General features: G+C 69.7%; 6 protein-coding genes. 1 reads left to right on the top strand and 5 read right to left on the bottom strand.

Annotated elements, in window-relative coordinates; translation table 11 throughout:
• Positions 1 to 19: 19 nt before the first annotated feature.
• The 4 genes from WME79_RS10685 to WME79_RS10670 all read right to left on the bottom strand — a co-directional run bounded on the left by WME79_RS10685 (position 20) and on the right by WME79_RS10670 (position 10,317).
• Positions 20 to 4,168 carry a TOMM system kinase/cyclase fusion protein gene (locus tag WME79_RS10685; protein WP_437534624.1) on the bottom strand — a complete coding sequence of 1,383 codons (4,149 nt, stop codon included), beginning with the start codon at positions 4,166 to 4,168 and terminating at the stop codon, positions 20 to 22.
• A 170-nt stretch (positions 4,169 to 4,338) separates the two neighbouring features.
• Positions 4,339 to 6,108: a sigma-54-dependent transcriptional regulator gene (locus WME79_RS10680; RefSeq protein ID WP_437534623.1), complete on the bottom strand. Its 1,770-nt coding sequence runs from the start codon at positions 6,106 to 6,108 to the stop codon at positions 4,339 to 4,341.
• Between the two features lie 508 nt (positions 6,109 to 6,616).
• A complete protein-coding gene (locus WME79_RS10675; RefSeq protein ID WP_437534622.1) occupies positions 6,617 to 8,179 on the bottom strand; it encodes an RtcB family protein in 1,563 nt (520 codons plus the stop codon).
• Positions 8,180 to 8,415: 236 nt separating this feature from the next.
• On the bottom strand, positions 8,416 to 10,317 hold the full coding sequence (locus WME79_RS10670; protein WP_437534621.1) for a hypothetical protein: 1,902 nt from the start codon (positions 10,315 to 10,317) through the stop codon (positions 8,416 to 8,418).
• 918 nt (positions 10,318 to 11,235) lie between these two features.
• Here WME79_RS10670 and WME79_RS10665 point away from each other — a divergent pair.
• Positions 11,236 to 12,579 (top strand): hypothetical protein, encoded by a 1,344-nt coding sequence (locus WME79_RS10665; RefSeq protein ID WP_437534620.1) that lies wholly within the window; start codon positions 11,236 to 11,238, stop codon positions 12,577 to 12,579.
• Here WME79_RS10665 and WME79_RS10660 read toward each other — a convergent pair.
• Positions 12,568 to 15,810 (bottom strand): serine/threonine-protein kinase, encoded by a 3,243-nt coding sequence (locus tag WME79_RS10660; RefSeq protein WP_437534619.1) that lies wholly within the window; start codon positions 15,808 to 15,810, stop codon positions 12,568 to 12,570. The two genes, WME79_RS10665 and WME79_RS10660, sit on opposite strands and share 12 nt — an antisense overlap.
• Positions 15,811 to 15,830: the final 20 nt, after the last annotated feature.

The raw sequence follows: 15,830 nt of genomic DNA, 5'->3' as shown, positions 1-15,830 counted from the left end.
GACCTCCATCCTGTCAGAATCATCCACTCGGAGAGACGAGCTCTCCGGAGAGCTCATCGAGCATCGCCTTGGCCGATCTCAGGTGCGAGGTGTCGAACCCCTCCGTGAACCACGTATGGGATTCGACCAACAGCTGTCGAGCGGCCGCGCCTCTCCCCTGACGATGCCAGAGACGTGCCAAGCTGAGCGCGGCGCGCAGCTCCAGCGATCTGGAGTGAGCGCGGCGAGCGATCTCGACGGCCTTGAGCAGGGACTCTTCGGCTCGGTCCGCCCCCGACGCGGTCGGGTCAGCGCGCAGGCTCAGGTCGCCTCGGAGGCGATGAAGCTCGGCTTCGTAGAGGAGGCCCTGGGTCTTGACCGCTTGATCGAGGGCATCGTCGACGGTCGCCAGCCCTTCTTCAACCTGGCCGAGCTCCCCGAGGGCCTCGGCCAGCCCTACCGCGAACTCGGGGTAGCCGCAGCGCTCGCCCGTATCCCGTATCCTCTGGAGCCCCGTGCGGAGGTCCTCGATTCCACGGGTCGCCTGCCCCTCCAGGCACAGGGCCCGGCCTCGCAGGAAGATGCTCGCGGCGTGCCACAGCGGAAACCCTTTCTCTTCGGTGAGCGCGAGGAGCGACGGGATCTCCTCGAGCACCGCGCCTCCTTCGCCGCGCAGCGCGGCGATCTGGAGGGCGCGAAACAGGCTATGTACATAGCTGTGCACGTGCCCCCGTGCCTTGGTCTGGGCGACCGCGGTGCGCGCCTTCTGGATCGCTTGATCCGGATAGCCCAGAAACCAGAGGGTCATGGCCAGGTACGCCATGCTCGCCGTTCCGGGATCATAGGAGTAGACGGCCGCCAGGGGGCCGTGCGCAGCGGCGTCGTAAAATGACATGGCTCGCTCCAGGTGCTCCTGCGCGGTCTGGAGCTCGCCCCGCCACATGTGATTGCCTCCGTGCAGCAGGTGGGCGGGCACGAGGAGCGCCGGATCGCGCTCCTTCTCGGCGACGCTCAGGGCGCGCACCGAGAGCTGGACAGCCGTGTCCAGCTGCGCTCGTACGCAGTTGAACGCGCTGAGCCCCCAGATGACCGGGAAGTTTTGCCTGGAGTCGCCGAGCTCGTCGCACAGCTCACGCGCCCTCTCGAACGCCGCGCCCACCGCCGGCGCGCCATAGCCATGGGCCCCCATGAGGGCCACCGACAAGGAGAGCCGCAGTCCGAGCTCCTGAGCGGCGCGGGCCGGCGTATCCGGCTGGGTCGCCAGCAGCTCGAGCGCGCGCTCGAAATGCCGGATCGGCTCCAGGCTGGCAGATTGCTGGAGGGCCTTCTGCCCTGCCTGGCTCCAGTACGGGATCGCTTGCTCGACGAGCTCGGCCTCGGTGTAGTGATGAGCGACGAGCTCCGGATGGTCGGTCGCCCACTGGGGATAGCTCGACTCCAGCACCCCCGCGATCCGCGCGTGGACCTCCCTCCGCATCTCCCGTGGCAGCGACTCGTACGCCGCGTCCCGGACGAGCACGTGCTTGAAGGCCCACGCCTGAGCCTTCATCCGGCGCCTGCGTATCAGGAGCCCCACGTCGACCAGCTGATCCAGGTGCTCCTGGAGCGCAGCCGCGTCGAACGGGCTTATCGCCGAGAGCACCTCCACGCTGAATTCCCGCCCCAACGCCGCAGCGAGCTGCGCGGTCTTCTTGGCGCGACCCAGCCGGTCCAGGCGCGCCATCAGGAGATTTCGTAGCGTGCTCGGGATCTCCTCCCGCGCGAGCGGGCGCGCCAGCTCGTAGTGTTCGTCCCGCTCGATCAGCACGCCCGACTCGACAAGCATCTCGGTCAGCTCCTCCACGAACAGCGGCACCCCGTCCGTTCGGGTCACGACCTGATCGATCACCTCGGAGGGCAGCGGCTTTCCGCCGAGGAGCGCGGTGACCATCTCCGCCGCCTGCGCACGCTCAAGGCGGCTCAAGGGGACCTGTTGAACGCCGGAGGTCGAGAACGGGGGAGAGAATTCAGGTCGTGCGGTCATGAACACTGACACCGGTGCGGAAGGGGCCTCGTGGACGAGATGCGTGAGCAGCTCGAGGGTCGTGGTATCCGACCAGTGCAAGTCCTCTGCCACCAGCATCAGCGGGCGCTCCTCGGACATCCCGAAGAGCAGCACCAGGACGGCGTTCAGGGTCAGCTCCTTGAGCCGCTGGGGAGAGACGTCGAGCGGGGCGTAGGGCGGCCCCATGGGCAGGGAGAAGAGCGGCAGGAAGAGCGGCATCGCGTCTGCCAGCGTGAAGGCGTGGTCCGAGAGGAGCCTTTCGAGCCGCGCGATCCGGCCCTCGGGCGAGGCCTCTTGATCGAGACCCAGCGCGCGCCCGAGCATCTCGACGACCGGGAAGAGCACGCTGTTCTGCGTGTCCGGCGCGCAGCGGAGCTCCAGGAAGGTGTGGGGATCGTTCGCCAGCCTGGCGCGCAGCTCGCGCGCGAGGCGGCTCTTGCCGATGCCAGGCTCCCCCGTGATCAGGGTGCATTGCCCGGCGCCTGCGCGCGTCCGGCGCCAGCGCTCGAGGAGGATCGCCATCTCCTGCTCCCTGCCGAGGAGGGGCGCCCCGCGGCCATCTTCGTCCGGCGTCGGCCGAGCGACTCGCTCCGAGCGCAGCAGGAACATCTCGCGGGGCGCGCCGTCCCCGCCGGCGCGCCGCGGCCCCTCGCCGTCGAACTCGAAGGCGCTCCGCAGCAGCCGGTGGGCCTCAGCAGAGACAGCCACGCCGCCTGGCGGCGCGAGCGCCGCGATGCGCGCGGCTTTGCTCGGCGTCGCGCCCACGTTGAGCCCGATGTCGGTGCCGAGATCCTGGGCGACGAGGACGCCGGTGTGAACCCCGAGGCGCGCGTCGAGCCGCACGCCTCGGGCGGCGAGCCGCTCGCGCTCGGCCTGCGCCTCGGCCGCGATCTCCAGCGCCGCGCGGGCGGCGCGCCGCGCGTCGTCCTCCTCGGCCCGCGGATAGCCGAAATAGATCAGCATCCGATCGCCGAGCGCGGCGGCCACGTACCCCCCGTAGCGGGACGCGATCTCGGCGCAGCGCCCGAGCTGCGCGCGCAGCAGCTCGTCGGTTCGCTCCACATCGAGCGCCTGGGGCGCGTCAGCGAGCACCCCGATCGTGCAGCACACCGCCGTGAGCTGCCGCCGCTCCCCATCGTATGCGAGCCGGGGCGGAGCGCTGGACCGGGCCACGACGGTGGCCTCGAAGAGGGCGTGCGCCCGCCGCGGGCCTCCGTGGAGGCTGCCACGGAGGGGCGCGCCGCCGCCGACCATCATCTCCCGCGACAGATCGTCGAGCTCGCAGGCCTCGAGCGCGGGGACGAGCGCCGAGGCGCGCGCGTCGCGCGCGTTTGCGTTCTTGTCGGTCACGTGGCGGAGCAGCCCGCCCAGCCAGTGCCCCACGAGGGCGGGAGGGATCGACACGGGGTCCGGGCTGAACTGCGCGTACAGGATGTCGGCCGGTGAATTCCCGGTGAACACGGGCTTTCCGGTCAGGCACTCCAGGAACACCAGCCCCCACGAGAACAGGTCCATACGAGGCGTCGGGTCCAGGCCGCGGAGCTGCTCGGGCGCGGCATAACCCACCGTGCCCAGCGCCTCGCCCGTGCCGGTCAGCTGGACCATCTGCTCGGCGTCGGAGCCGACGAGCGCGCCGATGCCGAAGTCGAGCACCACCGCGTTGCGGCGCGCGCCCGAGGGGAGCACCATGATATTGCGCGGCTTGAGATCGCGGTGGATGACGCCTTGCGCGTGGGCGCACGCGAGCGCGTCGAGCACCTGCAGCATCAGGTGCCGCGCCTCCCGCGGCGCGAGCGCGCCCTCCCGGGCGAGCACGTCCGCCAGCGTGTCGCCGGGCACGAAGGAGAAGACCGTGTAGAGCAGGTGCTCGCCGACCTGCCCGAAGTCGACGAGCTGGACGATGTTCGGGTGGTGGAGCTGCGCGCAGAGCCGCATCTCGCGGATGAACCGCGCGATCCGCCGCTCGATCTGGGCTGCTCCGTCCTGCTCGGGCAGCCGCATGATCTTGAGCGCCACCTCCTGCCCCGTGGTGAGCTGCCGCGCCTTGTAAACCGCGCCGAAGCCGCCCACCCCGAGCTCCGACAGGAGCTCGTACCGATCGGCAAATGCAGCTCCGCCCGCGAGCAACGACTTGCTTGGATGCATGCCCGTCTCTTCCGTGGTTTGTCGTCCGCGATTCCCGCGCGACGCGACACGGCGCGCAGCGCATCCGCCAACGCCTCAGCATCGATGAAACCGCCGCGCTTCCTCGAGCGTCAGCTCGGTGCGCGGCCCTCTCCTCCCCTCCCCTCCCGCCCAGCGCGGCGGCGCGTGGGTCAGCGCCCCTCCGCCGGCGTTTCGACCTCCTCGTTGAGCAGCGCGGCGAGATCGGGATCGATCTCGTATCCCAGCTTCTCGGCGAGCTCCCGGACCCGGTCGAGCTCCCGCCGCAACGCTCGGTGGTGATTGCGATTTTTGAGGAGCTGCTGCTGGCCGAACAGGGTGAATGCCTCCTCGCGGCTCCCCGTCCGCCGCACCGCCGCGCCCAGCACGAGCCCTCGGAACGCCTCGGCGAGCTCGAGCGGCAGCGGCGTGCCTTCGCGCGCGCGCCGCTCTGCCTCCTGCACGAAGGCGTGCGCCGCGCGCCAGAGCTGCGTGAGCAGCGCGCCTTTGTCCGGCGCGCCCTCGTAGGCGAGCGCGCGCTCCAGGTGGCCCCGCTGGAGCACGAGCTCGCCGCCCGGGCCGCCGCGCTCGGCCAGCGCGAGCGCGTAGGCGCGGCGCAGGATGTTGTCGAGTTGCCGCAAGTTGCCCGGCCAGGGGACGTCGCGCAGGAGCGTCACCGCCTCGGGCCCGATGCGCGCGACGCCCTGGCCGCCCCCTTCGCGGTGGCGCCGGCTCAGCATGTAGTCGGCCCAGAGCGGCACCTCGTCGAGCCGCTCGGCCAGGGGCGGGAGCCGCACGGGCAGCACGTTGATCCGGTAGTAGAGATCCTCGCGGAATCGGCCTGCGCGCACGGCCGCGCGCAGGTCGGTGTTGGTGCCGATGATGAAGCGCACGTCCGCGCGGCGCTCGCTCCCCTCGTCGCCGAGCGGCCGGTAGCGCCGCTCCTCGAGCACGTGGAGCAGGCCCGCCTGGGCCTTCAGCGAGAGCTTGTCCACCTCGTCGATGAAGAGCGTCCCCTGCGCGGCGCGCGCGATCGCGCCCGGGTTGTCGCGGATCGCGCCGGTGAACGCGCCGCGCTTCCAGCCGAAGAGCTCGGCCATCTGCAGGTCCTCAGGCACGCTGAGCAGGTCGAGCGTCTCGAACCGCTGCCCGCGGCGCGCCGATTGTTCGTGGCACCAGCGCGCGAGCCGGGACTTGCCGGCGCCGGTCGGACCGCTGATGAGGATCGTCTCCTCCTGCCGCGCGAAGACGCGGAGCAGGTCGATGAGGCTCGCGGTGGTGGGGCCGACGACCGGCAGGAACTCGTCCGCACGCGCCACGCTGGCCGGCCGAGGCGGCAGCGCGCGCAGGTAGGGCGCCGCGGCGCTGGCGAGGAGCTCGAGGAGCTCGTAGCACCCGCCCCAGACGAGCTCCCCCCCGACCGCCTGCTTGCAGCTGACCTCCAGCGCGATCATCCCCTCGACCGCGCCGCCCGGCGCGCGCAGCGGCACCACATGGACGTGCGTGGCGTCGCGCCCGAGCATCCGCTCGCGCGTCTCGCTGCCGGGCAGGCCGGCCCCCTCGCGCCGCTCGACGTGCGCGGGCGCGCCGTCCGGCAGCCAGGGGCGCAGCACGCCGAGCTGGACGTCGATGGAGACCGAGCAGCGGTGCTCGACGAGCCAGCGCCAGACGCTGCCCGAGGTGAGATACCCGGTGCCCTCGACGCGCGCTCCGCTCCGGTGCTCGAGGCCGAAGAGGCGCTGATAGCCGCCTTCGGGGCGAAGATGCACCACCCCGCGGAGCACGCGCCCCTGCCCGATGAGCGGGCTCGCGGCCAGCGCCGCTTCGGCGCCGGTGAGCATGTCCTTCAGCACCGCGGTTGCGGCGTCCTCGAAGCAGCCGGCCCCCATGAGGCTAGTGATCAGCTCAGGGAGCAGGTCATGGAGCATGAAGACGTAGGCCAAGGTACACGTACTCCCCCCGGCCCGGACGAAAATTCATGGCGGTCCTCTGGCACCCGGGCTGGCGCATTCGGCAAACCGGAGTGCACGTCCGGAGCCGCCGGCGTCTTGAGGAGACGCTTGCGCGTCCCGCCGGGACACATGCGCTTGCCCGGGCAGCTCGCGCGTCGCGAGTCAGGTCGACCCCGGCTCGTCCTCGGGGAGGAGCGTGAGGTTCAGGGCGGTCGATGCCGCCGCGTCCCCGCGGGACACGCTGCCTCCTGTGGAGACGCGAGCAAATGTCATCTGGCCAGCAAATCGATCGGGCCCGCCCGGGGCGAAGGTCAGGTGAAAGGCGCCCCGCGCCTATCCCACCTCCGGCATCGGCTTTGCCTATGTTTCGTGAAACGATCGTGAAACGATCGAGGTTGTTGCCATAGAACCTCACCACCTCCCCTGACGGAAGCTCGATTGCGCTCCAGCGAAGCGGGTTCAGGGCTCGCGATCGGAACCCTCGTTCCGATCGTGTTCCCTATCCCTTGACCGTGACCAGCGGCCACAACCGCGCCACGCGCCGCGCAATCCCTGCGTCCTCCACGGAGCGCACCACCGGTGTGATGGGCTTGTAGGCATAGGGTGCCTCCTCCTTCATCCGCTGGTGGTACTTCGCGAGGATGTCACGCCGCCGCCGCACGTGGGGCGCGTCGGGGTCGAGCGGCGTCACGACATGCAGCTTCTCGACCGCGCGCCGGTAGAGGTCCTCGTCGGCGTGCGCCGAGCGGCCGCGCGTGAGGCTGCGGCCCGCGCCGTGGCACGCGCTCGCGAGAAGCGCCGCGTGCCCTGCGCCAGCGAGCACCCAGCTCGAGTCGCCCATCGAGCCGGGGATGATCACCGGGTGACCGGTGTACGAGAACGCTCCGCCCTCGCCATCGGGTCCCCCGGCGGGTGTCGCGCCCTTGCGGTGCAGGTAGCGCGGCTCGGTCCCGTCGGGCTCCCAGATGAGGTTGTGCGGCGCATCGTACACAAGCGTGCTCGTGACGTGACGGCCAAGGACCTCCCGCAGCGCCCGCACCACCATGAGGCCCAGGAAGAGGCGGTTCGCGAACGCGAAGTTCGCGGCGTTCCGCATCGCGTCGAGGTAGACGGAGGCCTCGTGGGCGTGGGGGCCCACCGCCGGCAGCACATAGAAGCCGTGCGCCGGATGGGGCACCCCCGCGGGGTACAGCGCGCGGGCGCGCTCGTTGAAATAACCGCCGACCGCGTGTCCGAGCCCGACGGAGCCCGCATGGGCCATGATCGTGACGGCGTTCTTCGTCAAGCCGAACGAGCGCGCCGTCGCGCCGTCGACGAGCTCGTCGACAGCCTGTATCTCGACGAAATGATTGCCGCCGCCGACCGTGCCGATCTGGATGTCACGCCCGTCCGTCCGGCCCGACGCCTGGATGTACGCGTCGAACGCGAACGTCCCACGCGCGGGCAGCCCGCCGTGGAAGTGCACGCGATCGAGATCCGCGCGCTGGGCCCGAGGATCGTAGTGCGCCCACAGGCCGGTGCGGGCGTTGTCCGCCGCCGTCTCGTGCAGCCCGGACAGGCCGTCACGGAGCATGGCCGCGCGCTGGCGCGGTGACATGGGGATATCGCGCTGCCCCTGGAAGAAGATCGCGCGGAGCCGCTGCTTCAGGGCGCCGACGTGCGGCGCGAGCTCGTCCCGGTCCACGTCCGTCGCGAGCAGGCGCATGCCGCAACAGACGTCGTTGCCGACGGCCTGCGGCACCACGAACCCGCGCGCATCCACGACAGTGCCCACGGGGATGCCCGCGCCCTTGTGAAAGTCGGGCGTGAGCACGATGGAACGGATCTCGCCGGCTGTGCCGCCCCAGAACGGGGCAATCCTGCCGGCCTTTTCCCATGTCTGAAGATCGCGGAGCGTGCCTTCAAGCGAGGCGAACCGGAGGAGCTCCTCGATGCCGTCGGCCTCGACGACGACATCCTCCCTCGCCACGAGGGTGATCGGAATACCGAACGGATTGTCGATGCGGGCCGTCGCGCCATCCAGGCGACGCACCACCGCATCGAGATGCAATTTGCCAACCATGCTGCTGTCCAATCCACGAAGACGCACGCGTCCGGCGCGATCACGCGACGGGCCGCGGCTCACTCTCCCCCGATTTGGACCCGGTGCGCGAACGAGGGGATCGCACACCGCAGCAGCGGGGCTCACTATAGACGAGGAACGCCGATCGTCAAGCGGCGCCGGCCGGTTCCACCTGCCCGGCTGGCGCGGGGCCCGGGCGGCGCGTTCGATCGCCGCCGGCCCCGCGCTCATCGCGATCAGTGGACGCTCAGCAGCGGCAGCCGCAACACCTGGAAGGGTGGGATTCCAACGTGGAACGAACACGACTGGTTCGCGAGGCTCGCGAGAGCCTGCTTGCGGTTGTCCATCTCCGCGAACGAATGGCTGAGCCCACGATTGTCCGTCACCGTCAGCGGACCTTGCAGGAAGGCCGAGATGCTGGGAACGGCGCCGGGCCCCGCGGGGCGAATGTGGTAGAAGAGCGTATCCGTCTCGCCCGTATGGCAGCCGCTGCACGTGTTGGAGGAGAACCGAAAGCGCGCTTCGAGCTCCGCCGGCGTGTCCAGGTCCTCGTGATCCCAGAAGGTCCCGGCGTTGTAGGTCGACGCGCCGCCCATGAAGGGCACGCCCCCGGGGGCCTCGGGCATCGTGTAGCCGGGGCTCATGGAGGCCAAGATCTCCGTGAGCAGCGCGTCGCTACCGTTCAGATCGATCGGCGCCGGGGTCGTGCCCGGAACCGACGTGAAGCTCGCCTGGTGCTCGCGGGGGTTGTTCTTGGTGGTGGTCTGCTGCAAAGGTCCGCTCCCGGGGCGGATCACGAACTCGCGCATCTGCCAGATCCCCGTGAGATCGATCTCGTTCGTGCGCAGCTGGTTGAGCGCGTTCTGGTTGGGGTTGCCCGGCGCGGCGCCGTTCCTCACCACCTGCTCGGTCAACGCCTCGAGCGCCGTGCCGTAGGCGGGGTCACCGGGGAGCAAGGCGCTCAGGTTGACCCACTTGTTCGCCCAATCCTTGATGTCGCCGCAACTCGTGATGGGCACTCCGTACTCGAAGATCGCCGCGGCCTCGATCGACTGGCAGGTGTCCACGCCGTCTCTCGCGTCGCCGTCCCGATTGCCGTCGCGAACCTCCATCAGGCCGAACACGAAGCGGAGCTCGCCTCCGTTGTTGCCGGCAGCCCCGCCGAGGTAGGGCGAGCTCTGCGCGAGGTCGGGGCGATACAGGATGGCCTGCAGCCGAAACGGCGCGATGCTGAGGTTCAACGCGCCTCCGCCGCTCCTCTGGCGCCAGGGGTTGATGATCATGCTGTCCACGTTCGCCGCGGCGGCCGCGCTCGTGGCATCGAGGACCAGGCTGCCCGAGCTCGCGTTGACGATCTGCTGGGTGCGCCAGGAAGCCAGCCACTGCTCGACGAACTGGCTCGCGGTGAGCCCGGACCCGATGGCCATCTGTTCCATCAGGTAGCCGAAGGTCCACTTCTTGAGCGGGGCGTTCGCGGCGCTCGAGTCGCACGGGTTCATGGTGCGCCCCGGGTCCTCGATCACCGGTAGTGAACGGATCAACAGCGATTTCTGCGGGTTGATGGCGGCCGTGGTCACGCCGCCGAGGGTGCGCAAGGGGCCGAGCTCCGCGAGGTTGGGCAAACGGATGGTCGCGCCCTTCTTCAACGCTTCGATGTCGATCGCGTTGGTCTGCGGGATTTCGACGGGCTTGGAGGCGAAACGCGACCCCGGCTCGAACGTCTGGAGCGTGCGGGTCTTGAGCTTCGAGATCTCGCTGTTGATCTGGCTCAGCCGTTCCAGGTCGATGGGGACCGCGGCGGAGAACAAGCCGTCTCCGGCCTTGAGATCCGGCTTCGTTCCCGAGTCGTTGAAGGTGACCGCCTTCTCGCGCGCGTCGAGGCTCAACTGGAACGTCGCGCCTTTGTTCTCTTCGATCACACGCTTACGGTCGCTCGGCGCGAACTCGAGCGAGAGCACCCCGACGCCATCCGACGTGAGCCGCAGGTGCAATTGATCGACCTTGGGCGCCCGCTTGGAGGGCGCCACGATGAGCGAGTCGCTGTTCGATCCGGCGAGCTCCGGCTCTTCCGGCTCGGTCCCGCAGGCGGTCAACAGCAGGGCGCAGGTCAACGCCGCGCCTATCGATCGATTCCTCATGACATTCTCCATCGCTGGTTGTTGGTGCGCGCGAGGTGAAGGGCCTCCGCGCATGAGAAAGAAATCCAGACGTCTCGGCACGTGGAGCCCCAGCTGCGGGGTCCTCCCAGGCGCCTGACAGCCCGGGCGGGGAGACGCTCGCCCGCACTGCAGCTCCGGTGCCAACCGGACGATTGCTCGCACGTGACCAGACCTGGCCCTTCAAGCTCGTGGCAAGTGCGGACGCCCGCGCCTCGACGAGGTGATGCCGGAGGCTGGACGTGCCCTTCTATGGCGGCGCATCGTTCGTGGCTTCACGCCGAAACGGATCACCGGCCCGGCGCATCCTTACCGTCGGCCTCCTGCAACGCCCCCCTGGCTCCGCGCCACGCGATGCAACAGCGGGGCGCCCGACCTGTTACGGGGAGACGCGCGCGGCGCGGATTTCCGCAGCGCAACACGGTGTATCACCGGTGTAACATCCCGCTTTATCGCGGGCGCTGGGCGTGGCGAGCCCGGCTCACCGCGCCGGCGCTCTGGGCTGCCTCGATGGGACGGCGAACGTGCCGCCCGCGGTCAGAACCAGGCATCCCGCCACGCTTGTGGACAAGGGCGCGCAGCGTATGCTATGGCACAAAAGGTGCCTCCGCGGCGGCCAATGCCAGTCCGCATCGATGGGGCCTGCTGGTCAACGCCTGCACGTCCATGTCAGGATGCGCGCCACCAGCAACGCTGATCTCGCGACTCAAGTTCAGGAGAAGGAGAATACCTGTGGCCATCAGCCGCTTGTACATGGCGCTTGCCTGCATCGGCGTGGGTTCTTTCCTGGGGTGCGGCGGATGCGTCATTGTGACGACTCCCGGCGGGCCTGTGACGCCACCGCAATCCGCTGGGCAGACAGCGCCGGTCGCTCCCCCGGGGCAGCTGCCTCACAACGGCATGCCCAAGAACGGCATCAGCGCAGAGGCGCTCCGCGCGAACAGCGAGCTGCTCGAGCGACTCAGGACAAGCAAGCTCAACAGCCTGAAGCTCGACGACGTCAAGCCTTTCAGCACGCAGGACCCGACGCTGGAGCCTCTCGCTGTCCAGCTGATGCACTACATCGTATCTTTTGCCCTGAATGAAGGCCAAAAGGTGTCGGTCCGCGTGGGAAACAAGCGCTATGAGTGGAACGGGCAGATCGGGGCCTGCGCCCGTGGGGGACCCGTGGGTGACTGGTTCAATCAGCTTCCATCCCCAGAATGTCTTCAAGCGGTCTCCGCGGGCGTGCTCGCCAGGGTGAACGCGCTCAACAAGGTGGTCGTGTTATCCATGCGCGGCCCAGGAGATCTCGTCGCGCTCCATGACAAGGTCCCCGCCGAGACCATGTCTCGAGAGAGAAATACCAGCACAGGTCAAGCCACGACGATCGAGAGCTTCGCCGCTTGCAACCCTGTCGGCAGACCGAATCAGGCGACGAGCGACTGCGGGTGGTCGGCGCGTTACGTCGGGCAGTGCCTGGCCCAGAGGTCAGGCGATACCGGACCGAGGACGGTCAGGCTCAAGCTCAACTCGGCCCACCCCCGCTCATTTCCGGTGTTTGTGCGTGTATGCGCGGGCATACATGGATGCAACCACGTGGACTACGGCGCGGCAGATCCTCGGAGCAGGTACATCAAGCACATCAAGAGCGATGCGCTTGACGGTCCGGGCGACACGGTTGATTTCACGTGCCCCGCGAACGGTCCTGCTGGCGTAGGCATTGTTGACGAGGCGAATTCCACCTTCGAACAGGTCGGGTACTTCAGCGTGATGCTGTCGGAGCCAAATTTTTCAGTCGACGTGAAGTTTGCGGGCTCCAATGGCGATGGCGTGAGGTATCCGGCGAAGGAGGCGGAGCTGTTCAGGTACCGTGAGGGCGCGTTCTATGGGAATATCTTCGATTCAGTGCCCAACGACGCTCGGCCCGACGGGGTGCTCTTCGACAAGCAGTACGCGTGTTATGGCGAGGACTGGGATCAAGGCGCGGCGAACCTCGCCGACAGGCTCTGCGCCCTCCCTGCGTCAGACGCGGCTGCGCAGTGCTTCGTCCATGAACCGAAGCCTTGCTCGCCTTTCAACGGGAATCCGGGCGCTTGCATCAGGTCTGCTGGCGGCAGGCGATCCATCTACACGCCGTGCGATGAGACGGGCGCAAACTGGAAATACCCCGTCACGGTCTACTTGAACCATCCATGCGATCTCAGGAGCGATTCCGAGTGCTCTTCGTTCAAACGTTGGTTGATCGACCGTTCACTCAGGTAGCCTCGCCACGAGCCGCCTCATCGACTCGACCGCCGGGACAGGGGCGTCCACCGCCGACCAGGCCTTGATCACCTGCTGGGCCAGCCCGAGGGCCCTCTGCTTGTCCCCGCGCCTCGCCGCGCGCTCCGCCTCGCGCACCGTCTTCAGGCTCGCGCCGTTCAGGGCTTCGCTGTCGTCCGGGATCGCCTGCTCCAGCCGGTCCACGAGCTCGTGCTCTCCCTCGCGCTCATAGGTCGCGACCATGGCGTCGCCGAGCACCTCGACGAACGGCTCGGGCTCCTGCAGCAGCGGGCGCCACGCCAGCGCGGCGCCCCTCTGGTCTCCGCTGGCATAACGCTCGGCGCCCGTGATGAAGCTCTCCGTGTTCGGCAGCTCGCCTTCCGGGAACCTGACCCGGAGCTTGCGAAACCGCTCGAAGCAACGCCGCGATACCGCCCGACTGGCACGGGCGCAGACGGCTCCCATGCGCAGCGGGACGCTGATGTGGGTGCCCTCGAGGAGGGGTGGCTCCGGGTCGAGGAAGCGGGCGACGATGAGGTCGGCTATCTCGCGCTCGCGCCCGAGGACGAGCGCGAGCTCCAGCGCGCGCCAGGCGATCTGGAGGCGTTGCACGCGAACAAACCCGGAATCCCCGGGGGAAATGGCCATCGCGCGCCTCGCCCGCTCGAGAGCAGCGCCGATGCCGGCCTCGCTCGCCTCGACGCGGAGGAGGAGGAGCTCGCTGCCGACCTTGTGCAGTACCTGGCTTCCCTGGCCCACCGCGAGCGCTATCCCGCGCGCCTCCTGCCGCGCGCCATCCTGGAGGAGCCGATCGACCAGGGTGTCGGCGACGTTCATGTCCAGGGGGGAGAGGACATAGGCGCGGCGCGCGAACGTGAGGGCGCGCCTGCGAGCATCCTGCGCGGGAGCCTCGGCCGCTCCAGGGTCGGAGTCCTCGAACAGCCACCCATACGCCTCCCACGGCATCCAGGCCCGCATTCCCTGCAACGCGCTCGCTGCGCTCGGGGTCCCGTGGGTCACCGTTGCCAGCTGCACCCAGGGCGCGCACCACTCCCCGATCGGGTTCTTCGGCTCGGCCTGCACCGCGCTGAACGCCATGTCCTTGGCGAGCGTCGTCATCTCCGCGGCGCGCTTCTTCTCGGGCGACGGCAGCAGGCAGGATATCGTCGCCGCGAGGGTCGAGCGCCCCCAGGCCGACGCCTCGCGATCGTGCAGGCGCTGGAGCTCCGCCACCGCCATCGGATCGACAGTACGCCGCATCATGAGATCGACGCGGGCGCGCGCGGCCAGCTCACCCGGTGAGGCATTGGCGCTGACCGGTGGGAGCGCGCCCGCAGGAGCGGGCTCGCCGAGCGTGTAGGCGCAGCGGAAGCGCTCTCCTGGTCCCATCTCCGCGAGCCCGCCGCCGCGCGCCTCGAACCGGGCGCACTCCTGCCGGAGCCCGCCGGCGTTGTGGGTCATGGCCAGCGTCAGGTCGAGCAGATCCAGCGCCGCGTCGACCGTGCGCGCCCTCGAGAAATCGGCCACGGCGTCGTCGAGGCGTGGGGCCTTTGGCAACACCCCTGCATCGACCCAGGGATCCATGGCATTCCTCACGGCTTCGTAGAGCGCGCTCGCCCTGCCGACCGAGGACGCGAGCTCCCTGCCGTCGGCGGCTCGCAGCGTGACCGTGAGCTGAAAGGCACGGGACGGCTCCAGGACGATCGCCCCGTCCACATAGGCCGCTCCCCTCCTGCGCGCCGCGTCCAGCGATTGCGCGCGAGCCTCCGGCCCGGCATGGGGATCGATCGGAACCGTGTCCGCGTGCGGCCGTGGGAGCGAGAGCAGCTCCGCAGGGATCAACGTGCGCTCCGCGCGGCCTCCGAGGAGGACCCGAGCCCGCTCACACAACGTCGCCGCGGCGGCCGCTCCCAGCCACCCGGCCGGCTCCTCGACCCCGGAGGCCTCCAGGATCGGGCAAGCGAGCACCGTGTTGTCGGGCTCCAGCGGAGATCGCACGACGGTGGGTGGAGGAGCAGGCGCGGGCCGGTCAGGGAACGCCCACCGGACGGTGCCCAGACCCACGGCGGCCAGCGTGACGCTCGAGGCTGCGATCCAGCGCCACCGGCGCGACCGATGCACGATGGCCTGCGGCTGCCGAGGGGAGCTCGGGTTCGGCGCGTCGCTCTCGGGCTCGGAGCGAGGCGGCTCGGGGCCGGGCCCCCCTGCGCCGGCGCCCACCGAGTCCGTGCGTCCTACTCCCTTGCTTCCGCCCGATTGCCCGTCGGATTGGAACGTGTCGGTCCACGTCGACTGACCGTCAACGGGTGGCGTCCCCTCGCGCGCCTCGGCGCCGGCGGCCTGCTGTGCTGGCAGCTCGTAGCCAGGCACGCCGAGCGCTCGCGCGAGCGCCCCCACGGCGGCGCCCGCGGTCGGGAAGCGCTGGCTCGGCGCGAGCGCCGTCGCGCGCGCGAACCATGCGTCGAACGCGGGCGGCAACGTCAGGCCGTACTGCGCGGCGCGCTCGCACGCAGGCTCCTTGGGGCCCTGCAGCGCGACGAGCGCGAAGGCGACGGGGCTGTCGCCAAGGGCCACTTCGTCCTCCCAGTAGGGCCTGCCGACGAGGAGCGTGTACGCGATCAACCCGAGCGCATAGATATCGGCGGAAGGTGTGATCCTGCCGCTCTGGAACTGCTCCGGCGCCATGTAGATCGGCGTCCCGGCCGCGCCGGTCGAGCCGCGGGTCGCGCCCTCGCGCAGCACCTTCGCCACGCCGAAATCGAGGATCTTGATGCGCGGGGCGTCGTTCTCTCGCTGCTCCAGGAACAGGTTGCTCGGCTTCAGGTCGCGGTGGACGATGCCAAGCTGGTGCATCTTGTCGATGGCGGGCGCGGCCTGAGCGAGATAGACGAGCACCTCCTCCGGCGCGTGGCCGCCCACGCGCGCGAGCCGCTCGCTCAAGGTCTCCCCCCGGAGGAGCTCCATCACGAGGAACGGAGTCCCCGTGGCGTCATCGACGCCCGCGTCAACGACGTCGACGAGCGCGGGGCTGTCGACCTGACCGGACACGCGAGCCTCCAGCGCGAATCGCTCCCTCAGGTCGGCGCGGTCGATCGTATGCGGGTGCATCACCTTGAGCGCCCGCCGGCGCTCCGTCTGAAGGTCGATCACCTCGTAGACAGCGCCCATCGCGCCCGCGCCCAGGCGGCGCAGGACGCGGTAGCGAGCTGCGACGACCGTGTCCGGCGTCATGCCCGCCTCACCCCAAGGCC

Origin of the sequence: Sorangium sp. So ce726, from assembly GCF_051521405.1 — a bacterium.
GTDB lineage: Bacteria > Myxococcota_A > Polyangia > Polyangiales > Polyangiaceae > Sorangium.
This window is presented reverse-complemented; position numbering and strand designations above follow the sequence as displayed.